17 protein-coding genes and 1 tRNA gene are annotated in these 25316 nt (G+C 47.9%); 8 read left to right on the top strand and 10 right to left on the bottom strand.

Features of this window, described 5'->3' with window-relative positions:
- Positions 1 to 2574, top strand: coding sequence for a [protein-PII] uridylyltransferase (locus QUE66_RS02780; protein ID WP_286224325.1), 2574 nt, complete (start codon positions 1 to 3; stop codon positions 2572 to 2574).
- Here the strand turns inward: QUE66_RS02780 and ligA are convergent.
- From ligA to smc, 3 genes are read right to left on the bottom strand one after another with little or no spacing between them, the layout of a single operon-like run.
- Entirely contained in the window at positions 2563 to 4578 is a 2016-nt protein-coding gene (gene ligA, locus QUE66_RS02775) for an NAD-dependent DNA ligase LigA (RefSeq protein WP_286224324.1), read from the bottom strand. The two genes, QUE66_RS02780 and ligA, sit on opposite strands and share 12 nt — an antisense overlap.
- Positions 4579 to 4587: 9 nt before the next feature.
- Positions 4588 to 5610 (bottom strand): cell division protein ZipA C-terminal FtsZ-binding domain-containing protein, encoded by a 1023-nt coding sequence (locus QUE66_RS02770; RefSeq protein WP_286224323.1) that lies wholly within the window; start codon positions 5608 to 5610, stop codon positions 4588 to 4590.
- The gene (gene smc / locus QUE66_RS02765; protein ID WP_286224322.1) at positions 5610 to 9125 is read right to left on the bottom strand and encodes a chromosome segregation protein SMC; all 3516 of its coding nucleotides are present in this window, start codon (positions 9123 to 9125) and stop codon (positions 5610 to 5612) included. Before smc ends, QUE66_RS02770 begins: the two co-directional genes overlap by 1 nt.
- A 179-nt stretch (positions 9126 to 9304) precedes the next feature.
- On the opposite strand from smc, the gene dapD reads away from it, so the two are divergent.
- The 3 genes from dapD to prmB are packed head-to-tail and all read left to right on the top strand — an operon-like array spanning position 9305 to position 12215.
- Positions 9305 to 10132 carry a 2,3,4,5-tetrahydropyridine-2,6-dicarboxylate N-succinyltransferase gene (dapD, locus tag QUE66_RS02760; protein ID WP_286224321.1) on the top strand — a complete coding sequence of 276 codons (828 nt, stop codon included), beginning with the start codon at positions 9305 to 9307 and terminating at the stop codon, positions 10130 to 10132.
- 3 nt (positions 10133 to 10135) lie between these two features.
- On the top strand, positions 10136 to 11284 hold the full coding sequence (gene dapE / locus QUE66_RS02755) for a succinyl-diaminopimelate desuccinylase (RefSeq protein ID WP_286224320.1): 1149 nt from the start codon (positions 10136 to 10138) through the stop codon (positions 11282 to 11284).
- 25 nt (positions 11285 to 11309) lie between these two features.
- Positions 11310 to 12215 (top strand): 50S ribosomal protein L3 N(5)-glutamine methyltransferase, encoded by a 906-nt coding sequence (prmB, locus tag QUE66_RS02750; protein WP_286224319.1) that lies wholly within the window; start codon positions 11310 to 11312, stop codon positions 12213 to 12215.
- Between the two features lie 6 nt (positions 12216 to 12221).
- Here the strand turns inward: prmB and radA are convergent, their stop codons facing one another.
- Genes radA through QUE66_RS02735 form a run of 3 tightly spaced genes read right to left on the bottom strand, consistent with a single transcriptional unit; the run spans position 12222 to position 15923 of the window.
- The gene (radA, locus tag QUE66_RS02745; RefSeq protein ID WP_286224318.1) at positions 12222 to 13583 is read right to left on the bottom strand and encodes a DNA repair protein RadA; all 1362 of its coding nucleotides are present in this window, start codon (positions 13581 to 13583) and stop codon (positions 12222 to 12224) included.
- A gap of 1 nt (position 13584) precedes the next feature.
- Complete coding sequence (locus QUE66_RS02740) at positions 13585 to 14079, bottom strand: hypothetical protein (protein ID WP_286224317.1); 495 nt, start codon at positions 14077 to 14079, stop codon at positions 13585 to 13587.
- Positions 14079 to 15923, bottom strand: coding sequence for a potassium transporter Kup (locus tag QUE66_RS02735; RefSeq protein WP_458574697.1), 1845 nt, complete (start codon positions 15921 to 15923; stop codon positions 14079 to 14081). Before QUE66_RS02735 ends, QUE66_RS02740 begins: the two co-directional genes overlap by 1 nt.
- 207 nt (positions 15924 to 16130) lie before the next feature.
- Between QUE66_RS02735 and QUE66_RS02730 the strand changes: the two genes are divergently transcribed.
- Positions 16131 to 16207: transfer RNA gene (locus QUE66_RS02730), tRNA-Met, on the top strand.
- Between the two features lie 56 nt (positions 16208 to 16263).
- On the opposite strand, the gene QUE66_RS02725 is transcribed toward QUE66_RS02730, so the two are convergent.
- From QUE66_RS02725 to QUE66_RS02710, 4 genes are read right to left on the bottom strand one after another with little or no spacing between them, the layout of a single operon-like run.
- Complete coding sequence (locus QUE66_RS02725) at positions 16264 to 18714, bottom strand: DNA internalization-related competence protein ComEC/Rec2 (RefSeq protein WP_286224316.1); 2451 nt, start codon at positions 18712 to 18714, stop codon at positions 16264 to 16266.
- Between the two features lies 1 nt (position 18715).
- Entirely contained in the window at positions 18716 to 19528 is an 813-nt protein-coding gene (locus tag QUE66_RS02720) for a TatD family hydrolase (protein WP_286224315.1), read from the bottom strand.
- A 6-nt stretch (positions 19529 to 19534) separates the two neighbouring features.
- On the bottom strand, positions 19535 to 20221 hold the full coding sequence (locus QUE66_RS02715; RefSeq protein ID WP_286224314.1) for an ABC transporter ATP-binding protein: 687 nt from the start codon (positions 20219 to 20221) through the stop codon (positions 19535 to 19537).
- Positions 20214 to 21476 carry a lipoprotein-releasing ABC transporter permease subunit gene (locus QUE66_RS02710; protein ID WP_286224313.1) on the bottom strand — a complete coding sequence of 421 codons (1263 nt, stop codon included), beginning with the start codon at positions 21474 to 21476 and terminating at the stop codon, positions 20214 to 20216. Before QUE66_RS02710 ends, QUE66_RS02715 begins: the two co-directional genes overlap by 8 nt.
- 68 nt (positions 21477 to 21544) lie before the next feature.
- Here QUE66_RS02710 and QUE66_RS02705 point away from each other — a divergent pair, with 68 nt between their 5' ends.
- The 3 genes from QUE66_RS02705 to prfB all read left to right on the top strand — a co-directional run bounded on the left by QUE66_RS02705 (position 21545) and on the right by prfB (position 25314).
- A complete protein-coding gene (locus tag QUE66_RS02705; protein ID WP_286224312.1) occupies positions 21545 to 22447 on the top strand; it encodes a hypothetical protein in 903 nt (300 codons plus the stop codon).
- Positions 22444 to 24186, top strand: coding sequence for a single-stranded-DNA-specific exonuclease RecJ (gene recJ / locus QUE66_RS02700; RefSeq protein ID WP_286224310.1), 1743 nt, complete (start codon positions 22444 to 22446; stop codon positions 24184 to 24186). The genes QUE66_RS02705 and recJ overlap by 4 nt, the downstream gene beginning before the upstream one ends.
- A gap of 23 nt (positions 24187 to 24209) precedes the next feature.
- Positions 24210 to 25314, top strand: a protein-coding gene (gene prfB, locus QUE66_RS02695; RefSeq protein WP_286224309.1) for a peptide chain release factor 2 whose coding sequence is annotated in 2 segments (ribosomal slippage) — positions 24210 to 24290 and positions 24292 to 25314 — 1104 coding nt in all. Because the reading frame shifts where the segments join, the coding sequence is not laid out codon by codon here.
- The last annotated feature ends 2 nt before the right edge of the window (positions 25315 to 25316 follow it).

Here is a 25316-nt window from a genome sequence, read left to right as displayed (position 1 = left end):
ATGAGTTCGGAATCCCATCCACTCAAAGATGCACGGGGCTTGGCGTGTTCTGATTTTTTAGTTCACCAGAATGTTGGCAAGTTAATGCAGCGTTTAACCCAAGCAACCGATCAACAGTTGCTGGATTTATGGAATCGCTGCAATCTTAGTACAGATGCTGCCTTGCTAGCCGTTGGTGGCTATGGTCGCTCTGAATTATTTCCTCACTCCGATATTGATATCTTAATTTTGCTTGATGATGCACGCAGTGAGGATCCGCAACTGCAGTCCAACCTGGAATCCTTCATTGCGCTGTGTTGGGACTCGGGTCTAGAAATCGGCTCTGCGGTTCGCACGCTGTCCGAGTGTTTATCAGAAGCCCAGCAAGATATTACCGTGCGTACCTCGGTTTTAGAGGCGCGCTTACTGGGTGGTCATCGCGGCTTATTTAAGTTATTCAAGCGCAGTCTTGATGAAGCGATGGATCCCAAGGCATTCTTCCAGGCGAAGTTATTGGAGCAGCAGCAGCGTCACTATAAGTTTCAAGAAACACCCTATGCACTCGAGCCAAATTGCAAAGAGAGTCCAGGGGGATTGCGTGATCTACAAATCATTCTATGGGTCAGTAAAGCTGCATCCCTCGGCAATAGCTTTACTGATTTATTCAAAAAAGGGTTAATCACAGAGCGCGAGCTCAAAGAACTCAATCGCAATCAGAAGTTATTGCAAAACATTCGAGCTAATTTGCATTTGCTTGCAAAACGTCGTCAAGACGTTCTGGTATTTGATCTTCAAGCCGGTCTGGCTAAGCAGATCGGGATTGATCAAGAATCAGGCAGGCTGGCCAGCGAAGAGCTGATGCGACGTTATTACTGGGCGGCCAAGGCCGTGAGCCAGCTCAACATGATTCTGCTTCAAAACATCGAAGCAATCTTATTTCCCAATGAATCACGTACGACCTATCCCATCCCAGGCCCCGATAACACAATGTTTATCGAGCGCCAAGGTTTATTAGATATTGTTGATCCCCAGCTTTACCAAAAACATCCCGAACAAATATTGCGGACATTTTTAGTGTTTGCCCAAAACCCAGCCATCAATGGTTTGTCAGCAAGCGTCTTTCGGGCCCTCTATAACGCACGGCAGCTTATGAATGCCTCGTGGCGCAAAGACCCACGAAATCGTGCTGTGTTTATGGAATTACTCAAATTACCGGATGGTGTGACCACCGCCTTTCGCCTGATGAATCAGACCAGTGTTCTGGGGCGTTACTTGCCATCCTTCCGTCGTATCGTCGGTCAAATGCAGCACGATTTATTTCATGTGTACACCGTTGATCAACACATCTTGATGGTCTTGCGCAACGTCCGACGCTTCATGATTCTTGAGCATACCCATGAGTTCCCATTCTGTAGCAACCTGATTGCAAGCTTTGATAAAAACTGGATTATTGTCTTGGCTGCCCTATTCCATGACATTGCTAAGGGGCGCGGGGGCGATCACTCCGAACTCGGAAAACGCGATGCCCGTACCTTTGCCAAAGACCACGGCTTAGCCAACGATGAAACCGAGCTATTAGTTTGGTTAGTTGCCGAACATCTGACAATGAGTCAAATTGCTCAAAAGCAGGATATTACGGATCCTACGGTCATTACTGCCTTTGCAAAACGCATGCGCGATGAACGGCATTTAACTGCACTCTACTTGCTGACCGTTGCGGATATTCGGGGTACTAGCCCCAAAGTCTGGAACGCTTGGAAAGGCAAATTATTAGAGGACCTCTATCGAGCAACCCTTCGGGTCCTAGGGGGCGCCAAACCCGATCCATCGTCGGAGTTAATTCAGCATAAGGAGGAAGCGTTAACCCAACTGCGTCTAGCAGGAATTGATGACGATGCACCTCAAGCCTTATGGCAGAAATTAGATGTGGCATTTTTCTTGCGCCACGAGGCTAATGATATTGCGTGGCTTACACGACACCTCTATGCAAACGTCCATACGAATGAACCAATTGTCCGTGCCCGTCTCTCACAAGCGGGCGATGGTTTACAAGTCGCGGTTTATGTCAAAGATCAATTGGATTTATTCGCCCGCATCTGCGCCTATTTTGAGCGCCATCATTTTTCCATTTGGGATGCGCGGATTCATACAACAAAGCATGGCTATGCCTTAGATACCTTCCAAATATCTGGCAGTCATTTAGTTGATGAAGGTGGCAGCTATCGCGACTTGATTCAGTTAGTTGAGTATGAACTTGCGGAGTCCATCAAAAAATCGGCCCCTCTACCAGAACCCAATATGGGTCGTTTATCTCGACAATCGAAAAGCTTTCCAATCCAAGCTAGGGTTAATTTGCAGCCAGATGAACGCAATCAATACTTTGCTCTCACCCTCTCGGCAGCAGATCGCTCGGGTCTTCTATACGCAGTCGCTAAAGCGCTTGTTAAGCACCAAATCTCACTTCATACCGCACGTATTAATACCTTGGGTGAGCGCGTTGAAGACATCATGTTGCTTGATGGTAGCAATCTTAGTAAGAATCCAAAGCTGCAAATTCAGCTCGAGACTGAGTTGTTGGAAGTGTTAGCGGCCTAGAAGTTTCAGTAAGCCAAGCTCATCCAAGATCGGTATACCAAGCTCATTCGCCTTATCAAGCTTACTTCCCGCTTCGGAGCCAGCAACTACGAATGAGGTTTTTTGAGAGACTGAGCCTGCCACTTTAGCTCCGGCTGCCTCGAGTAGTTCTTTTGCTTGATCTCGAGAGAGTGTTGGGAGCGTTCCGGTCAGAACAAAGGTCTTACCACTTAAATCAACGGCTGCGATTCGTTCTTCTTTCTGAAATTCGATACCAGATGCGAGTAGTTGCTCAATGACCTCGCGGTTATGCGGTTCTGACATAAAACTAACAATTGAATCAGCAACCACCGGTCCAACATCATTGACCATTAATAATTCATTCATTTGTGCATCCATTAAGGCGTGGATGCCTCCAAAGTGCTTCGCAAGATCTTTGGCAGTACTTTCGCCAACATGACGAATCCCCAATCCAAAAATAAATCGCGCTAAGGTGGTTTTCTTGGATTGAGCAATGGATTGCAGAAGATTGTCAGCGGACTTCTCTCCCATGCGCTCCATGTTGACTAAAGCGGTAAATCCCAAGCGATAGAGATCTGCTGGTGTTCGGACCAAATTGAGATCAACCAATTGATCCACAATTTTGTCGCCTAAACCTTCAATATCCATCGCGCGGCGTTGTGCAAAATGCAATAGTGCTTGCTTGCGTTGTGCTGCACAAAATAGGCCGCCGCTACAGCGGGCAACCGCTTCGTCAGATAAGCGCTCAATATGGGACTCACAGACTGGGCAGCGGGTTGGCATGATAAATACTTGTGCATTGGCTGGCCTGCGATCCAAAACGACGGATACCACTTCAGGGATTACATCACCCGCCCGACGAACGACCACCGTGTCACCAATGCGGACATCTTTGCGTCGTACCTCATCTTCATTATGTAAGGTGGCGTTGGTTACAGTAACACCGCCTACCAAAACAGGCGCTAAGCGAGCCACAGGTGTAATCGCTCCAGTTCTACCCACTTGCACATCAATCCCCAGGACCGTAGTAATTTCTTCTTGCGCAGGATATTTATGCGCAATGGCAAAGCGTGGCGCGCGCGATACATAACCTAGTTGCGCTTGTTCAGCAAAGGAGTTCGCCTTATAAACCACGCCATCAATCTCATACGGTAACTGTTGACGCTTAGCAGCAATCTCGGTGTAGAACGTCATCAAGCCCTCGAGCGAATCCACTACCCTGCGCTCTCTGCATACAGGTAAACCAAGTGATTCATATTGATTTAGTAACTCACTATGGGTTGAGGGTAGCCATTGACTTGGCTCTAAAGCACCTAGACCATAGGCAAAAAAGCTTAAAGGACGTTTTGCAGTGATCTTTGAATCTAGCTGACGCAAACTTCCTGCAGCCGCGTTTCTAGGATTGGCAAATTCCTTCTCACCATTGGCTGCAGCCATTTTGTTCATCTTCTCAAAATCAGTTCGATGCATAAATACTTCGCCACGAACTTCGATCACTTTTGGAAGATTGGGTCCCAACAAACGCAATGGGATTGCCCGAATCGTTCGGATATTACTCGTTACATCCTCGCCACTTGCCCCATCGCCGCGGGTTGCTGCCTGGACCAAGACACCGTTCTCGTAGCGCAATGAGATTGCCAAGCCATCAAACTTCAGTTCACATGCGTACTCCACGCGATCTAAACCTAGACCCTCACGACAACGTCGATCAAACCCAATGAGTTCAGACTCCTCAAAGGCATTGTTTAAAGAAAGCATGGGGACCGAGTGCTTGATCTCCATAAATTCTTTAAGGGGAGCACCTCCTACCCGCTGCGATAAGGAGTCAGGGGTCACCCAGTCGGGATGTTGGGCCTCAAGTTCCAATAACTCGCGATACAAACGGTCATACTCAGCGTCGGGGACCAAGGGCTGGTCTAAAACATAATACGCATGCTCAAGACGAGCAAGTTCTTGCTGTAAATAATGATAACGATCCGCGGCCGAGGATCTACCTTGACTCAAGATCTTGTCCTAAGAGAATAAACGGAGTGCAGTGCCGGACCCTGCAGGGATGCCTGCTTTGTCAAGCTGAGCATAAAGAGAATCAAGTTGTTGGCGAATCACATACACCGAGTTCTCAGTCAAGTGAACTCCGTTGTCATCAACCAAGCGTCCTTGCAAGGTCTGTGCCACATCCGCAGCCTCATTGAGCATCAGCTCAAAGGGTCGCAAATGTTGTGCAACCACAGGCACTTCCAGTAAGAAAGTAATTTGTCCAATTGGCGCTTGCCGATCAAATGTCCCTGTCCGAAATGCTGGCTTACCATCGACTGCATATTCAAAGGCATATCCCTGAGGGCTCATGCGGTAGCCTCTTTGGGTAAGGGCTGACTCAATATGGGGCCAAGACCATGTTTGCTGATCAAACACAATGTTCATTCCCAACAAAATATCGCTTTGCGCAGCAAGGGCATCCAGTTCTTTTGCACTCTCTAGCATAGTATTTACAGCTGGCATATCAATTTGGGCATCCAAGGACTCTGCCAACACCTGAACACGGGAACAAAAGTCCGATAACTCAAGGACCCCAATGGGGCCACGCCGACTAGCGAGTTGAACTGCAAGCTGAATCTCAAGATACGAATGATCTGCCTCTAGGGGCTCCCAAACACCCTCATTTGCGCCAGTTGCATAAAGCCCATCGGCCATCCACGCAATTGGCAGATCGCTCCACGATTTAAGAGCCTCCAAAATCTCCAACCCAGAAATGGCTTGGTTAAAACGCAGAGTGATCACGCAATCGATCCGGGGATCAATCGTTTGAGGTGCCGGGCCTTGGTTTACTGTATCGACAGAAACAGGGGGTGCCTCGATTAGTTCTTCATCAGTGACATTAGAGCTTGGCTCAATACGCTCTTCGATTGCTTTGGATTTTGCTCGAGCATTGCGAACGTTATAGATCACCACCCAAGTAAGGAACAGAACCCCAAAAGCTCCTAGCGCCAGTTGAAGCTCTGACAAACCCAACTGAGATGCAAACTGATCAAGCGGCATTAAGCCGCCTCCACCATCGAAACAGCCGACGCAATATCAACAGCAACAATCCGCGATACGCCTTGTTCCTGCATCGTAACGCCAATTAATTGGCTGGCAATTTCCATGGTGATCTTGTTGTGTGAAATAAAGACGAACTGAGTTTTATCCGACATCCGTGCGACCATCTCAGAATAGCGCATTGTATTCGCATCATCAAGGGGTGCATCCACCTCATCGAGCAAACAGAACGGTGCTGGATTTAGTAAGAATAAGGAGAAGACTAAGGCGATAGCTGTCAGAGCCTTCTCCCCACCGGAGAGTAAATGAATTGTGCTATTTTTCTTACCGGGCGGCTGCGCCATCACTTGGACACCTGCATCTAAGATCTCTTCGCCTGTCATAACGAGCTGCGCATTACCACCACCAAAGAGCTCAGGGAACAATCGCCCAAAATGGGTGTTCACCTGATCAAATGTGCCTTGCAATAGATCACGTGTCTCAGCATCAATCTTTGCAATCGCATCTGTCAATGTCTGGATCGCCTCATTTAAATCGGCTGATTGCGCATCTAAGAATGACTTGCGCTCACGGCTACTCGATAGCTCATCAATAGCAGCCATATTGACGGGTCCCAATGATTGAATCTCATTATTAAGGCGAGTGACCTCTCCTTGCAGACTGCTCGCACGCAGATCTGGGCTATAGCGCTCAGCAAGTGCTTGGTAATCCGCCTCATCGTCATTCAATAAAGTTGTGAACTGCTCATAACTCAAGCGAGCTGCTTGCTCTCGCAACTGCAGATCAACCACTCGGTCGCGCATCGGCTGTAGGGTTTGCTCAAGCATTAAACGCGCTTCATCCGCCTGACGTAACTGGTGCTGCATCGCCTCTTGCTCGGTTCTAGCCTTTGCTAACGAAGCCTCGCGCTCAGAACGGGTGACCAACAAGCTTTGTAGTTTGTTTTGTGCTGCCTCATCACTCAAGGTCTTTAGCTCGTTTTGATTAGCATCAAAGCGGTCCTGAAGCTCCATAATTTGGGTTCTAGCAGTACTTTGATCACGCTGTAGATCATTGATGCGTTGCTGTAAGGAGCGAGTATTAAATGTGGCTTCTTGAGCAGTCATTTCGGCTTGACGCAAAGCAAGGCGCAATTCCTCGCGAGCAGCACTAGCTTGCTCCAGGTCATTCTGAGCAGTTGAGAGCTGAGATTCCAGGTCTGATTTTTGTGCGTTCGTATCCCGGAGCTGCTGTTCAGTTTGAGTCTTTACCTCTGAAATACTCTTTAACTGTTGATTAATTTCCGATAACTCAGAATCGATTTGTGCAGCCCGAGTACTGTACTGCTCTTTAGCTTGCACTAATTGCATTTTTTCAACTTCAAAGGCATGCGCCTCTTGAACGGCTTGCTCTGCGGCAACTCGGGATTGATCGGCAGCAGCAAGTGCAGCCTGATAGTTCGCATTAGCTTGCTCGAGCTCGCTTTGCAACTCGCTCTGAATTAACTGTTGCGCCTTAAGTTGCTTCTCAAGGCTTGCCATCTCTTGTGCACGAGCCAACATTCCCGCCTGCTCAGAATCAGGTGCATACAGCTGGACACCAGCGCGCGTCACCAAATGTCCTTGTGCGGTGACCAAAGCAGCGCCACGGGTGAGTTGTGTACGTCGCCGTAACGCATCCTCTAAGGTATCAGCGATATAAATATTGCTCAACCACTCTTGCAAAACATTGGCGATGACACCAGATGCCTGCACACGTGAGATAAATGGCACAAATCCCGATGGAGCCTTAATCTCCCCAGACTCCAAATCATCGGTCAAAAGAATGGCTAAGCGACTTGGTGGCGCCTCTTTAGCAAGGCTTAGAGTCTCATTCAGACTTTTACCGGTTAATGCCGCTAGGCGCTCGCGTAATACTGACTCCAGAGCGGGCTCCCAACCCTTTTCAACTTTAAGCTCCTGCCATAAGCGTTTACTCTCTTTTAAGCCTTTACTTTCTAACCAAGGGCCAATCTTGCCTTGTGCTTGAACACTTGCTTGTAAAGCAGCCAGTGCGCTGAGTTTGGCCTCGCTTTGCTGCACATCCTGATTGGCTTTTTGAATCTGATCCAATGCAGCTTGCCGCTTGGCATCGGTGACAGGCACGTGCTCTTGGTTTTGAAGCGCCTTAGCTTTTGCTTCATCTGCTTTGCGTAAAGCCATGATGTGACGATCCGTAGCCATTTGCAGGGCTTCTTCATCTGGTTTACGCATCGTCGCCAACTCATCCTGTAAACGAGTCGACCGTGAGGTGGCGTCTTCAAACTGGGCTTCACCAGCATGAATCCGCTCTTGCAAACTAACAAGTCGCTGCTCAAGGCTTGCCAATGCAGCGCGCGCGCCATCGAGTGCTTGGGTTGCTGACTGCAAACGTTCATCGTAGGAAGGTGCTTGCGCTTGCAGAGCCCCAAACTCTGCTTGCAATTTTGTTTCGTTCTCACTCGCAGCCCGGAACTCTTGCTCGGCCTGGCGCTGCGCTTGAGCAGCCTCCTTCTCTTGCGTAGTCCAGCGATCAAGTTGGGCCTGCAAATCAGCTACTTGTTCTTGAAGGCGTTGGCGGGATTCATGAACGTATTTAATCTCGGCTTCAACTTGACTAATTTCCGCATTGGTTTCGTATAAATCGCCCTGTGCTTTGGATACCACGTCCTGCAGTGCATACTGCTGCGTGCGCATCGTTTCTAGCTCGGACTCTGCGTGACGCAGCTTTGCAGTTTCTTCTTCTAATTTGACCTGGGTTTCACGAATGGAGTTGGCGTGTTTCTCTTGCTCCTTACCTGACTCGGTTTGCTTTACAAACCACAGTAATTGCTGCTGCGATTTCATCTGAGTCAGCAGTTCATTATGACGACTAGCCACCTCAGCCTGTGCTTCCAAACGTGCTAACTGCTGTTCTAGCTCCCGCAAAATGTCCTGAACGCGAACTAGGTTCTCTTGGGTATCTTCTAGGCGCGCTGCAGTTTCTTTACGACGCTCTTTATATTTTGAGACGCCAGCAGCCTCTTCCAAAAACACGCGCAGTTCCTCAGGCTTGGACTCCAAAATACGCGAAATCGTGCCCTGACCAATAATGGCATAAGCACGTGGACCAAGACCGGTTCCCAGAAAAATATCTTGTACGTCTTTACGGCGTACCACCTGATTGTTGATGTAGTAACTTGAGTTACCGTCGCGGGTTAAGACACGCTTAACTGAGAGCTCAGCAAAACTAGACCATTGACCTTGTGCACGACCATCGGCATTATCAAAAATGAGTTCTACGCTGGCCCGACCAGATGGTTTACGTAAGCCAGAGCCATTAAATATGACGTCTTGCATCGACTCACCGCGCAACTCGCTCGCCCGTGACTCTCCTAGAACCCAGCGAACCGCATCAATGATATTTGACTTACCACAACCATTCGGACCAACCACACCAATTAACTGGCCAGGTAACTCAAAATGGGTTGGGTCAACAAAAGATTTGAAGCCAGATAATTTGATTGATTTCAGTTGCACGGATGTTCTTCTTAGTAAGGCAAATTAGGGGATTAATGGTCTAAACGTTCTAATCCAAGATGATAACAATCCCAGGACCATTTAACCCTTCCGTACAAGCCCCAATATAATGACTGTTAAGTATTTATATTTCAGTTATTTCTAAAAATCCTTATCAATCCTATAGTTATCTACACCTTATGACGCAAGCCCTCCAAAACACTATTGAACAAGCCTGGGAAAACCGTGGGAATTTATCTCCGAGCTCAGCACCGGTCGACATTAAACAAGCAGTTAGCACTGTTTTAGACGGTCTCAACAATGGCTCAATTCGGGTTGCCGAAAAACGAGGCGTCGGTCAATGGGATGTCAATCAGTGGGTCAAAAAAGCGGTATTGCTTTCGTTTCGCCTTGAAGACAACCAGCCAATGTCAGCCGGTGGCTTTACCCAGTTTTACGACAAGGTACCCAGCAAATTTGTAAATTACTCATCCGAAGACTTTGCCAAAGGTGGGTTTCGGGTGGTGCCACCCGCTTTTGCTCGTCGCGGCTCATTCATTGGCAAAAATGTTGTGCTCATGCCCTCCTATGTCAATATTGGCGCCTATGTGGACGAAGGTACGATGGTCGATACCTGGGCCACGGTTGGATCGTGTGCGCAAATCGGTAAAAACGTTCACCTCTCTGGCGGCGTAGGTATTGGTGGTGTCCTAGAGCCCATTCAAGCGGGTCCTGTCATCATCGAAGACAACTGTTTTATTGGCGCTCGCTCCGAGGTGGTTGAAGGAGTGGTGATTGAAGAAAACAGCGTTCTCTCAATGGGCGTCTATATTGGCCAGAGTACCAAGATTTATGACCGCGAAACTGGTGAGGTTCATTATGGTCGTGTTCCGGCAGGATCCGTCGTGGTTCCAGGATCGATTCCAGCCAGTAATGGTAAATACAGCTTGTATGCAGCAGTGATTGTGAAAAAAGTTGACGCTAAAACCAGAGCGAAGACGGCTATTAACGAACTCTTGCGTGACTAATTGATGAATACGGCCCTTACGCTGACTAAAGAGCTAATTGCATGTCGCTCGGTGACTCCTGCGGATGGCGGATGCCAAAAGCTGATTGCAAAGCGCTTAGCAGCAATTGGCTTTGAGGTCGAAACCATCGTCAGCGGTCCAGAACACTTTCAAGTGACCAATCTTTGGGCAATCAAACGAGGTAAAAACTCCCAAGGCAAAGTATTAGCCTTTGCTGGACATACGGATGTGGTGCCAACCGGACCAATAGAGCAGTGGACCAATGACCCGTTTGCCCCTACCGAACGCGATCAATTTCTGTACGGTCGTGGCGCTGCGGATATGAAAACTTCCCTTGCCGGTTTTGTAGTGGCAACCGAAGAATTTGTAAAGACGCACCCGAATCACTCTGGATCAATTGCCTTCTTAATTACCAGCGATGAGGAAGGGCCTGCCCATGATGGGACTGTAGTCGTATGCGACCTCCTTAAAAAACGGGGTCAAAAACTGGATTACTGCATCATTGGTGAGCCCACCTCCGTAGAGCGCTTAGGCGACATGATCAAAAATGGGCGACGCGGATCGCTTTCGGGGAAATTAAAAGTCAAAGGGGTTCAGGCGCATATTGCCTACCCTCATTTAGGTCGTAATCCCATTCATGAAGTTGCCCCGGCCCTTGCGGCACTGGTTGCCAAAGAGTGGGATCGCGGCAACCAATACTTTCAGCCGACTAGTTTTCAGATCTCAAACATTCATGCCGGTACCGGTGCAAACAATATCATTCCGGGCGAGTTGGTGATTGACTTTAATTTCCGCTTCTCCACCGAAAGTACGCCAGAGCAGTTAAAAGCAGGGGTTGAATCGATCTTGCGAGACGCCAAGCTTCAGTTCAGCATTGACTGGACCTTAGGTGGCGAACCGTTCTTAACCAGCGATGGCGAATTAGCGGGTGCGATGCGCGAAGCCATTTTGGCTGAAACCCAAGTTCATACAGAGCTCTCAACCACCGGTGGTACCAGCGATGGTCGATTCATTGCAAAGATTTGCTCCCAGCTGATTGAATTTGGACCTGTGAACGCAACTAGTCACAAGATTGACGAACGCGTGGCGCTCGACTCCATTGAGCCACTGAAGAATATCTATCGTCGCGCACTTGAAAAACTAATTGCCTAAGGATTTGTTGGGTAAGCTATTGCCCATGGACCCCATTCCCATTAAAACCAATTTGCCCAGCATGACAATTGATGCGTGTTGTCAACGCATTCAAAGTCTTTTGGAATCGGCTGATCTTTATTACGGACATGGTGCGAGTAATGCAGAGGCCGAGGCATTGTGGATTGTCAGCAAACAATTAGAGCGATCGCCTTCAGAAACTCTTGAGCATCTAGACTCCATGATTTCTGGAGAACTTAGCCAAAAGGCTTTCGCGGTGGCTCAAAAACGAATTGAATCACGTCAACCTCTCGCCTACCTTTTGGGAGAAGCATGGTTAATGGGGGTACCCTTTGATTGCACTACGCAAAGCATCATTCCGCGTTCATTCATCGCTGAGCTAATCGCTCATGAAGCGCTTGAGTCTTGGTTACCCGCAGATGGCAAGGTGCTTGATTTATGCACCGGTAATGGTTCACTGGCGGTTCTCATGGCCCTTTATTACCCCGACTTACAGGTTGTGGCTAGCGATCTCTCTTTGCCAGCTCTCGCTCTGGCCGCTCGCAATCTTGATCGCCATCACTTAAGCGATCGCATTGAATTACTGCATGGCGATCTATGGGAACCGATTGCAGAGCAGGATTTGCAATTTGATTTAATTGTTTGCAATCCACCCTATGTGAATGAACAATCGATGCAAGCCCTCCCTCCTGAGTACCGTGCCGAGCCGCGTGAGGCGCTTGCTGGTGGATCAGATGGCATGGATCTGATTCGTCAGATCATTCACTCCGCCAGCGAATATCTCCATGAACGTGGCGCATTAGTACTTGAGATCGGTAATGAGTATGAACATTTCCAAAAAGCTTTTGGGCATCTTTCCCCGATTTGGATGGAGGTATCTGCGGGCGACCGGCAGGTATGCTTGATTGAGGCAGAGGATTTACGTCGCTAGTATTTTCTAATACAAATCGTTGATAGCAGCAATCGCCTCATCAATTCGCTCGACTGCAATCATTTGTAAGTCAGCAATTTTTGTTTTTGGCAAATTAGCCTTTGGAATAATTGCAATCTTGAATCCCAATTTAGCGGCCTCCTTGAGTCTCTCCTGACCGCGCGGACATGGGCGAATTTCTCCAGCCAAGCCAACCTCACCAAATACCACCAAATGTTTTGGTAGAGCACGATTACGAATTGATGATGTGATCGCAAGCAAAACCGCAAGATCGGCAGCTGGTTCGGTAATTTTGACACCACCCACTGCATTTAGGAACACATCCTGATCAAAGCAAGCGATTCCAGCATGACGGTGCAAGACCGCTAACAGCATGGCCAAACGCGCCTGTTCTAAGCCAACCGCTAGGCGTCTAGGATTAGGAATATGCGCCGTATCAACCAGCGCCTGAATCTCAACCAACAGTGGCCGACTCCCCTCCTGCGTTACCAATACACAGGAGCCAGGCACCGTTTGCGGATGTTGCGATAGAAAAAGAGCGGACGGATTGTTGACACCCTTGAGACCTTTCTCGGTCATCGCAAAGACGCCGAGCTCATTGACCGCCCCAAAGCGGTTTTTAATCGAGCGCACTAAGCGAAATGACGAATGCGTATCGCCCTCAAAATATAAAACGGTATCGACAATGTGCTCAAGTACGCGTGGGCCAGCCAAATGACCATCTTTAGTCACATGGCCAACTAATAAAACACAGATGCCACTTGACTTTGCGAGACGTGTTAACTGGGCGGCGCACTCACGCACCTGAGCGACTGATCCAGGCGCCGATGTAAATGCCTCGGAATACAAAGTCTGGATGGAATCAACTACCAATACCTGCGGCTGCGCAGCTTCAACCGATAGCAATAATTTTTCTAACTGAATCTCTGCCAAGATTTCAAGCTGAGGTGCATTTAAAGAAATACGTTGAGCACGCAAGGCAATTTGAGCAGCAGACTCCTCTCCGGAGCTATATAAAACATCAACTCCTTGCATACTGAGCTCAGCGAGGGCTTGCAATAGCAAGGTGGATTTACCAATTCCAGGATCACCGCCGAGCAAAACTACTCCACCGGCTACCAATCCCCCACCCAGCACGCGATCGAGCTCCGTAATTCCTGTGGGCAAACGAGGCGAATCCTGCGCTTCAATGCTCACTAATTTTTGTCGCGGGATTGACTTGGCCAATCCCTGAAAACGATGGTTGGCGGTCTCAGCCAAAGACTCTTCAAGCGTGTTCCATGCATCGCATGCAGGACATTGGCCCTGCCATTTAGGAGAACTGCCTCCACACGCTTGGCAAACATAGAGGGTTTTGGTCTTTGCCATATCAGTCTAATTTCACACCAGATTTATTCTCTTGTGCACGTCGTGGAGCATCTTTACGACGCTCCTCTAAGTCTGCAGCACGGGCTGCCGCATCCTTTTGTTTTTGTAAAAATGCTTTTTCATTCTCAGCGCGTTCTTGTGCACGTTTCGGATCAGCCCGCTCAGCAGCCCTGCGAGCATCGCGTTCAGTCTTGATACGCTCTTTAATAATGCGTTGGTTTTCATTGAGCAATACTTCTTGTGCCCGAATCGGATCGATTTCTTTCCGATACTTAGCTCTTGCATCGCCAAGACAGGAGTTTACGAAAAACTTCTCATAACACTCCGCACTCGTTTTCTTCCAACGATATTCAACCCATTCACGCTGCAACGTTAGTTGAGCCTCGATTTGATTCAACTTTTCAAGCTCAAGTTCGTCACTTGTTGATGCATTGACTGGAACAATCGTCAATCCAAAAAGAATAGCAACAGTTAAAAATCGATCGGCGTACTTCATTAAATCTCGACCTTAGCACCCAACTCAACTAAGCGATTAGCCGGAATGTTATAAAAATCCGATGGCTTAGCAGCATTTTGCATCATCCAAGCAAAGAGACGCTCGCGCCAAACGGCCATTCCTGGAGATTTAGATGGAGTAATGGCGTCTCGCGCGAGGAAGAAGGTAGTATCCATTAAATCAAATGGCAACCCATACTGCTTGGTAATTAATTCAAGTACTTTATTGATATCAGGGGTTTCTTTAAAGCCATGCACACTGCGCACAACATAAACATTTCCACCAAGGTCTTTCAGAGATAAGCGATCTTCATCTCGGACAAAAGGCACGTCCCAGGTACTCAGCTTTAAGAAAAAGACACGTTCATGCATGACATGGTTGTGCTTTAAGTTATGCAGCATTGCCGCCGGTACAAAATCAATATGCGGGGTCAGAAAAATAGCGGTGCCTTCGACTCGATGCGGTGGGTGAGCCAACAGATTCTTAATGAATCCCTCAAGCGGAATAGATTCAACAATCAATTTATCACGTAAGAGTTTGCGTCCGCGATACCAAGTCAGTGAGCAGGTAAACATCACTAGAGCTAATGTGATGGGATACCAACCACCATCCTTGATCTTGATTAAGGTGGCAGTCCAGAAGCCAATATCAATTACCAAAAACATCACGATCATGCACAAAATAATGATTGGATTAATATGCCATTCACGACGCATCACAATGCTTAACAAAATAGTGGTCACCAGCATCGTGGAAGTAACCGAAAGTCCGTATGCTGCCGCCAAACTTACAGACTCTCTAAACTCCAACACGGTAACGATTACCATGATCAATAGGGCCCAGTTGACAGCAGGTATATAAATCTGACCACGCTCTGAAACTGAGGTATGCAAGATATTCATACGGGGAATGAAGCCCAGTAGGATCCCTTGATTCACCATGGAAAAGGCACCAGAGATGACCGCCTGAGATGCAATCACGGTTGCAGCGGTTGCTAAACCAACGATAGGCCACAACGCCCACTCTGGAACCATGAGATAAAACGGGTTTGATATAGCAGTTGGATTTGATAACAGCAGAGCACCTTGACCTAAATAATTAAGGAGCAAGCAAGGCAAAGCGATTGTTAGCCATGTAAGACGTACGGGATTTTTTCCAAAGTGCCCCATATCAAGATACAAGGCCTCAACACCAGTTACCACCAAGACTACAGCGCCTAAAACAATGTAAGCCGTAACCGGATGATCGGAGATGAAGTTGATGGCATACAGAGGGTTAAACGCATAAATAATGTCGGGCGACTTCGCAATATTCATCACGCCCAAACCAGCCAAGACCAAAAACCATACCAAAGTAATAGGTCCAAAGAGTTGGCCCACGGCAGCAGTTCCGTATTTCTGAATTATGAATAAACAAACCAAAATTAGTAATGAGATTGGGATTACTGCGTCTGCCAAGTTGGGGGTTGCTACCGCGATACCCTCAACAGCAGAAAGCACTGAAATCGCTGGAGTAATCACAGACTCACCCAATAACATACAGGCACCCAGCATCCCAAGAACCATCACCATGAAATACTGCTTTGAATCACTTTTCATAGAGCGCAGGGCAAGTGCCATTAAGGATAAGACACCACCCTCGCCTTTGTTATCGGCACGCATAACGACAAAGACATATTTGAAGGTCACCACAATCAGAAGCGCCCAGATCATCATGGAGATCACTCCAAATAGTGCTTCGTTCGAGAATGCAATGCCATGATCTGGACTAAAGCATTCTTTGAGAGCATACAGCGGGCTTGTACCAATATCTCCAAAGACGATTCCCAAGGCCGCAAGCATCATGATTGGCAAACTCTTCTTCTGATGCTCACCACTACTCGAGATTTCGACTGGCTCTAATAGGGATGAATTGGAGTACTCAGGCTTACTAATCGTCATTCAACAATTGGGTAAAAATGATCTTGTGGCTATGATACGCCCTTTAAACCACTTAAAACAGGGAGAAGCTCGACAGGTGAAAGTAAAAAATGGTAGAATCTAAGGCTCAGGCGCGGGGTGGAGCAGTCTGGCAGCTCGTCGGGCTCATAACCCGAAGGTCATAGGTTCAAATCCTATCCCCGCAACCAATCTCTCAAGCCTTTCCGACTCAGAATGCCTATCTTTAGGTATTCACTGTGATTGGCTAGTCGTGATGCCACAATCGCTTTCGCTTCTGTCTCACGAAATCAACAATCAGCTCGTTTGTCATAGCATGCCAATGTTGAGCACCAGTAGTGGTTGTCTCTAGAAACGGAATTTGATTATCCCGATATCGTTCTTTCACAACACGATGTGGATGACCATATCGATTTCGATATCCGTGCTGAGAAAATGCCACGGTCGGTTGAATGGCATCTAGCCACACTTGAGATGATGATGTTTTGCTACCATGATGCGGGGCCATGACCACCACTTTATTGGGCCTTTGATAACCCATTTCCTCTAGGCGTCGAGCATGCTCATGCTCTCCACGTTTTTCAATATCGCCTGTTAACCAGAAACTTGTGTTGGCATTGCGGATCTCTAGCACGCAACTATTTTCATTGGGCTTTCCGCGATGGGACTCTGCTTTAAAGTCTACCTCCTCAGATGGATGCCAGACTTTAAAATCTATGCCATCCCATTGCCATTCTTGACCATACTGACAGGGCAATGCTGGTATGGCTGATTGTTGGATGTCATTCATTAACGGATGATGCTCCGGCATCGTTCCCAAGAATGATTGAATATTTAAGTTCTTCATCAGAGTGTTTGCACCCCCTATGTGATCTGAGTCTTTATGGCTTATAACTAAGCGATCCAATCGATCAATTCCTTCTCCGCGAAAGTAAGGAAGTAATACCCGTTCTCCAGCATTGTCATTTTTTCCAGAAAGTGGGCCAGCATCATATAAGAGCCGATGTGATTTGGTCTCAACAAGGACTGCGGTGCCCTGCCCAATATCAAATACATATGCCTTAAATTGACCATGATTAATGGTATCGGTCACTTGCCAAAATAAAGGGATGCAAAGGGCAAGCCCCACAATGCGACTCATTCGATGGCTTGTCATCGGACCGGGACGAATATGCCAATAGATTCCAAGAGATGACAGCGCCATTGCCCAGAGCGTTGGTTGATGAGACCAATGCACTGTCCAGTCAAATTTTGCAAGCCAGTTCAGGTATTTCGCCGTCCATTCCATTGCCCCATGAGCGAGCTGGAGAAGGATGGGTGCAAACCACTCAGGAAGAATCGCGCCAGCAATCGCCAAGGGGGTCACAACAAAACTAATCACTGGGATTGCCAGTGCATTCGCTAGTGGCGATACGATAGATACTTGATAAAACCAATATAAAGTACAAGGAATGAGTGCAATGGTCACAATCCATTGCAAGCGGCAGGATTCAAAAAAGGCTTGTTTGAGCCGTTCGAGTCGGCTACGCTCCCACTCGGCTCCATTCGGAATACCAATGAGGCTTGATGAGGAACCCATCCCATACAAGATGATGGCTACCGCTCCAAACGACAACCAAAATCCCGGGGTGTAAGGGGCCATGGGGTCAATTACCAGAACCAGTAATAGTGCGATCCACCAAATATCAAAGGCGCGTGGAATTCTGGAGGTCCAGAGTGCAAAAGCCACAATCCCAACCATGTAGAGCGTTCGTTGGGCTGGTATTTGAAATCCAGCTAACCAGGCGTATAAAAACGCAGTCAACAACCCAGTGGCAGCTGCAACTTTTTGAACAGGAATGATGAGCGGCCATTCACGACGACGCCATATCCATGCCCCTAATAAGGCGCCCAATCCAGAGAGCATCGTGACATGCAAACCCGATATCGAGATTAAGTGTCCGACTCCAGTGGCATTAAATACCCGCCAATCCGATTGCGCAATTGCATTTTGATCGCCAATTACCAAGGCAATTAATACCCCAGCATAGGGCGCAGAGGGATCTAGAGCGGCTTTGATCTTATTGCGAAGTCGCCAGCGTTGATACTCGATGGCTGTTTTTAATGAAATCCATCGAGACTCTTGAATTCGCTTACCCGACCTAACTGAACCATTTGCTCCAAAGCCTTGATGAAACATCCATCGTTCAAAATCAAAGCCATGGTCATTCATTAAGGTATGTGGTCTTTTGAGTTTGACAACAAATTGCCACTCCTCACCGGGGACAAGCTCCGGAATCAAACGATTTTTTTGCCACGCCCCACTCCAACTCAAGTAGATTTTTCTTGGCAAGGTCTCAGATTGATCATCATTCCAGTCAACTACCTCAAAGGCAAAGCGCTGATGTTGATGATCACCAGTAGGTAGTTGATCGACATATCCCCGGATCGTTAATTCTTGATCTTCAAGAGAAACTGGTAAGGGCGATGAAAGTCTCTCCTTTGCATAATGAAAGTGATAACCCCACCCCAATAATCCCAAAGCTAACACAAGCGCTAAGCATGCGAAGGTGCGATTACGATCTCGGAAGTAATAGCAAACGCTCAGCAAAATGATTCCGGAAATAATGCTGATCTCGAGGCCGTGATTCGGTAATTTGGGTAAAAAGAAAAAAGCCGACCCTCCGGCAATCCATGCCGTAATTGCGATGCGGAGCACGTTATTGGTTCAGAAGCTGGCCCCAGCGCGGTAGGGCCTGACTGACGTTACGGATAACTGCTTGTGAAAGGGTGTTTGGCTGCACGCTACGGATTTCTGCCAACACCTGCGCAATACGAGGTAAAAATGCCGGCTCATTGCGACGCCCTTGTTCAGAGCGTAACCATGCTGGTGGAATATCTGGCGAATCGGTCTCGGTCACGATAGCTTCTAGTGGCAACTCTTGAATAAGCCTACGAATTTGTAAAGCACGCTCATAAGTTGCCGCGCCTCCAAAACCCAGTTTGAATCCAAGATCAATAAATTGGTAGGCCTGCTGAAAACTACCATTAAATGCATGGGCAATGCCGCCACTTAAATTTCGTTGGCGAAGCGCCTTCAAAATCATGTCCTGAGAGCGACGAACATGCAAGATCACCGGCAGTTGATAGTGTTGGGCTAAGTCTAGTTGCGCATGAAAGAATAGAGCCTGTCGATGCGGATCTAACTCAGCAACAAAATAATCGAGGCCAATTTCACCAATACCGACAAAGTGAGGATCATTTTTAGCATTGGTTACTGCAGTCTCTAAGGTTTTTAGATCACTTTCGCTAGCACGATCGGTATACAGGGGATGAATCCCTAAGGTATAGACTAAATATGGAATGTCGCACTTAAACCGATGGGTAAGCTCTTGAACGGCCTCAAAATCTTGGGCTCGTACTGCAGGCAATAAGATACCGGCTACGCCAGCACATTTTGCACGCTCTACGATGCTCTCGATATCACTCAAAAATTCTGGGGCATCGAGGTGGCAATGGGTATCAAGCCACATCACTTACTATTCCCCAAATGGCTCGAGTACACCGCGGGTTAAGCGCAAAATACGATCACAGCGTTTAGCACGAATCGGATCGTGGGTCACAATTAAAAATGCGGTGCCCTGCTCTTTGGCAATATCGAGCATTAAATCAAATACCCGATCAGCAGTCTCCGTATCCAAGTTACCAGTTGGCTCGTCGGCCAATACACAATCGGGTTTTCCAACTAAGGCGCGCGCCACTGCAACGCGTTGACGCTCCCCACCCGATAACTCTGCTGGGGTGTGATGCAGACGTTTTCCTAAACCAACCGCATCCAATAGGATCTGGGCTGGGGCTTCTGCCCCTTCCTGACTCAAGCCTCTAATACGTAAAGGCAAAGCAACATTCTCAAGCGCTGTTAATTCGTCAAGCAGATGATGAAACTGATATACAAAGCCCAGGCGTTCATTACGGATTTGATCAAGCTCCTTCGGGCTCATCCGATTGAGTAATTGACCTGCTAGCTCTACTTCACCAGCGCTTGCCGTATCCAATCCCCCCAAAAGGTGAAGTAAAGTACTCTTACCCGAGCCGGAGGATCCCACAATCGCAACCTTCTCAGCCGGACTTAACTCTAAATCGACTGCTTTCAATACTTCAACAGCATTAATACCTACTCCATAGGTTTTAGCAAGTTTGGACGCTTTAAGAACCGGCTTACTCATAGCGCAATGCCTCGGCTGGTTTGACCTGCGCTGCTCTACGGCTTGGGTAAATCGTCGCAAGAATCGATAGAACAAAAGCCATGATTCCTACCTTTAGTACATCATCGAGACGCACATCCGATGGCAGCTGGCTAATGAAATAAATATCTCTTGGCAAGAACTGTACTCGGAAAAGAGTCTCAATAAATGGCACGATCACATCGATGTTAAGAGCAATAAGTAATCCAAATGCAACGCCTAGGAGCGAGCCCAACAAGCCAATCGCCAAACCTTGCACTAAAAATATACGCTGTACGAGTCCCGCGCTCGCTCCCATGGTTCGAAGAATCGCAATATCGGCCTGCTTATCGGTCACAGTCATTACTAGAGTGGAAACTAAGTTGAATGCTGCTACCGCAATAATCAAGGTCAAAATAATGAACATCATTTTTTTCTCAGTTTGGACTGCAGCAAACCAATTGCGATTAGAGCGTGACCAATCGCTAACCCAGAGCGCTTGCGGTACGACCTGAGCTAGACGCACCGCAATTTCAGGAGCTTTTTGCATGTCATCAACTTTTACCCGCAAACCGGTCGGATCGGTCATTCGCAACAAGGCAGCAGCATCCTTCCAGTGCATCACTGCCAAAGTACTATCGTATTCATAGTGACCACTATCCACCATGCCAACTACCTGGAGAGCGCGCATCCGCGGCATCATGCCGGCGGGACTCAAATCACCTTCCGGAACTAATAGGTTTACGCGATCACCCACCCTTACACCAAGCGTACCTGCCAGTTGGGTTCCTAATACAACCCCAAATTGCCCGGGCTTGAGATCGCTCATTGAACCCACAATCAATTGCTTGGGTAGATCAGATACTCGACCCTCTAAGGCTGGATCCACGCCTCGCAACGCAACCCCGCGCATTGATTCAGCTCGAGATAAAAGACCCTGGGAACTTACCATTGGGGCAACCCCGAGAACATGAGCTTGTTTTGCAAGTGTCTCGGCGATTGGCTCCCAATCGACCAAACCACTTGGGGAGGTAATCTCAATATGGGAGAGAACCGAAAGCATACGGTCTCGCACCTCTTTCTGAAACCCATTCATGACAGAGAGCACTACGATTAGAGCCGCTACCCCTAAAGCGATCCCAGCCATGGAGATCCCAGAAATAAAGGATAGAAACCCATCACGCTGACCAACCGCTTTCCTGCGTCGTGAGCGCGTGTACTTAAGACCTATCTCTAGCTCAATCGGAATCTTCCACATCTTCACAGTTTAAGCAATTGGCACCGCCTACTAAGCAAATTGAGTAATTGCCACCTAAAATTAGGGTCATGAGTCATCACATTAGCATTCTCCTGCCTGGCGAAGATCAGATTAATCACGATGTTGAGCGTGCGCCCAAAGCTTTGCCGCATGAGCGCTATCTGATTGGCGACTCCTTTGCACTTGGTAGTGCCCTGCATACAAATCCGAATAATCAAGTTCAACTATGTATTGAGCCGGTTCATTTACACGCGACTCGCGATCATCTCGTCCTACTTCCGTTATCGGAATTAACTGTATCTAGCGATGAAATCATGATCTTGATGGAGGAGGCAAACACCATCTTCGGCGAAGAGGGAATGATCCCGATTTCAAATAATGGCTATGCCTGGGTTTATGCAGCAAGTGATTATCAATCACTCTACACCAACAGCCTGGCACAAGCCACAGGCCGTAATATCGATTGGTGGCTCCCAAAAGATACCGTCGTGTCAGGTTTAGCCAAGCGTTGGCGCAGGGTTCAGAACGAAATCCAAATGCGCTGGCATATTCACCCCATTAATGAGGCACGGGAGGCGCAAGGATTGCCCCGAATTAATTCAGTTTGGGTATATGGGATTGGTAAAGCAACCGATATTACTTATTCGCCTGAATTAACTAATGCTACGCAAATTATTAGTGATCATCCCTGGATGACATCGATTGCTGCACAACGTGGCATCCCTCTTCTGAACTCCCAAACTGTTCAGTGGGAACAACAAGCAAGCGATATCTTTGTGTGGTTAAAGGATATTGACAAACAATGGCCAAGACTGGTGCAAGCGATGTTCGAATTTGACCTAGAAATCACGCTAATTGATTTTCCGCAAGGCATTCGCAAGCGCACGCTTCGAGCCAAAGACTATCGAGGACCTGCATGGAAGTTTTGGCATAAAAATCAGCCACCGACCTGGGAGGAATTACAGGCATGAGTGTTTTCAGCCAACGCGCCTACCCAAATGAAGTTACTACAAGCTTAGAGGGGCATGGCATTGATCCGCTCTTTGCCCGCTTATACGCTGCTCGAGGCATTCAGGAGTACTCCGACTTAAGTCTTGAGGCAAAGCATTTACTACCACCCTCGTCACTGAAGGAATGCGAGACAGCCGCGAGATTATTAGCAGATGCAATAAGCTCTAAACGATCGATGGTGATCGTCGCTGATTACGACTGTGATGGCGCAACCGCCTGCGCTGTTGGCCTGCGAGGATTACGCATGCTAGGGGCATCTGACCAGCAATTGGGTTACTTGGTTCCCAATCGCTTTACCATGGGATATGGGCTAACCCCCGAGGTGGTTGATATGGCGCTTGAACTCAATCCAAGACCATCGCTCATAATTACGGTTGATAACGGAATTGCTAGCCATCAAGGAATTGACTATGCCAAGACACACGGCATCGATGTTCTGGTCACTGATCATCATCTACCCGGCGAGGAACTTCCAAACGCTCTAACAATAGTCAACCCCAATCAGCCAGGATGTCCATTTTCTAGCAAAGCACTAGCGGGCGTTGGTGTGATGTTCTACATTTTGATTGCCTTACGAGCCCTGTTACGAGAGCGAGGCGTATTTACTGTCGAGACCCAGCCAAAACTCGAGCAGCTCTTTAGCTTAGTGGCGCTTGGCACGGTGGCAGACGTTGCCCAACTCGATCGCAATAACCGCATCCTGGTCTCACAAGGTCTCAGAAAAATACGTCAGGGTCTTGCGCCAGCAGGATTGCTAGCCTTATTTGAGGTGGCTGGACGAGATCCCAGAGCTGCCAGCCCCTTTGATCTGGGATTTGCCATTGGGCCTCGCCTAAATGCTGCTGGTCGCTTAGCCGATATGAGCTTAGGAATTCAATTGCTCCTATGTGACGATGAGGTTCGCGCAAGATCCCTGGCACAAGAGCTTGATCGCATTAATCGAGAGCGGCGCGTGATCGAATCCGGTATGCAAGATTCCGCGCTTGCGAGCCTTGCTAATTTATCCGTGAATGAACAACCCGCACTTTGCTTATGGCACCCTGATTGGCATCAAGGCGTGGTGGGCATTGTCGCCTCGCGACTAAAGGAACGCTTTAATCGCCCAACGATTGTTTTTGCACCTGCCGATGATGACTCTGGCGCTCGATTGCTGCGTGGCTCTGGTCGGTCGATTCAGGGCTTTCATCTGCGTGATGCGCTTGACTTAGTATCAAAAAAATATCCTGGTCTTATTTTGAAGTTTGGCGGCCATGCCATGGCTGCGGGCCTAACGATTCGCCAATCCGACTTTGATGACTTTGAGAATTACTTTCGAGAGATCAGTACTAGCCTGCTCGATGATGAAATTTTACAAAGGCGCTGTATCCATGATGGTTCCTTGAGCCCAGATCAATTTACTGTTGAAATTGCTGACCGCCTGGTGCAAGAGATCTGGGGACAAGGTTTTCCGCAACCACTCTTTTATGGCGAATTTCAGGTACTACAGCAGTCGTTAATGAAAGATAAACATTTACGTCTTTCACTACGCCCAATTATGCAGGACGAAAGTGATACCCCCGTCGTATCAGCAGTTTGGTTTAATCGCACCCAAACACTACCGCAGCTCGCATTTTTGGCATTTCGTCTAGTGAGTGATCGTTTTCGCGAAGAGGCCCGTATCCAATTGATCATTGAGGCCATCGACGACCCACTCCATTAGGCGCTTACCCGTATAATTCAGTAATGGAAGCCGAACAACTTAATCAAATTACCAACGCCTTCAAAGATCTCCTCGCTCGCGAGCACGCCCTTCGGGGGTATCTTTGACTTTGATGCTAAATCAAATCGCCTAATTGAAGTCAATCGTATTTTGGAGGATCCCAAAATTTGGGATGATCCAAAACAAGCACAGGCCTTTGGGAAAGAAAAAAAGTTACTTGAAGGCGTAGTGAGTACCCTAACTGATTTGCAGCAAAACATTATTAGCAGCATGGAGCTAATGGATCTTGCTCGCGCCGAGAATGATTTAGATACCCTGCTATCTCTTGAAGCGGATGCAGGTACTTATGAAAAAATTATTGCCGATCTCGAATTTAGGCGGATGTTTCATAATGAAATGGATCCCTGCAACTGCTTTATCGATATTCAGGCAGGGGCCGGGGGTACCGAAGCATGCGATTGGGCCAGCATGCTGTATCGCCAGTACCTCAAATACTGCGAGCGCAAGGGCTATAAAACCGAGATTTTGGAAGAATCTGACGGTGACGTCGCTGGCATCAAAAGTGCCACAATCAAGGTGGATGGTGAATATGCGTATGGTCACCTCCGCTCCGAAACGGGTGTACACCGCTTAGTCCGTAAATCACCATTCGACTCCTCGGGTGGTCGCCATACCTCATTTGCCAGCATTTATGTCTACCCTGAGATTGATGACTCGATCGAAATCGAGATCAATCCTGCCGATATTCGTACTGATACCTATCGCGCCTCTGGCGCTGGCGGTCAACACATTAACAAGACTGACTCTGCGGTTCGTCTTACTCATATTCCAACGGGCATTGTGGTGCAGTGTCAAAACGATCGTAGCCAGCATCGCAACCGAGCTGAGGCAATGAGTATGCTCAAATCACGCCTATATGAACATGAGATGCGTAAACGACGTGCCGAACAAGATAAGTTAGAGGCTAGCAAAACCGATGTCGGCTGGGGGCATCAAATCCGCTCTTACGTGCTTGATCAAAGTCGCATTAAAGATTTACGAACCAATGTTGAGATCTCGAATACCCAGAAAGTCTTGGATGGTGATCTCGACGCATTTATTGAGGCCAGCCTTAAACAGGGCGTGTGAGA

This window comes from Polynucleobacter sp. HIN6, assembly GCF_030297575.1.
Lineage (GTDB): Bacteria > Pseudomonadota > Gammaproteobacteria > Burkholderiales > Burkholderiaceae > Polynucleobacter.
The sequence above is the reverse complement of the archived record's forward strand: the minus strand, read 5'-3'. Positions and strand labels throughout refer to the sequence as shown.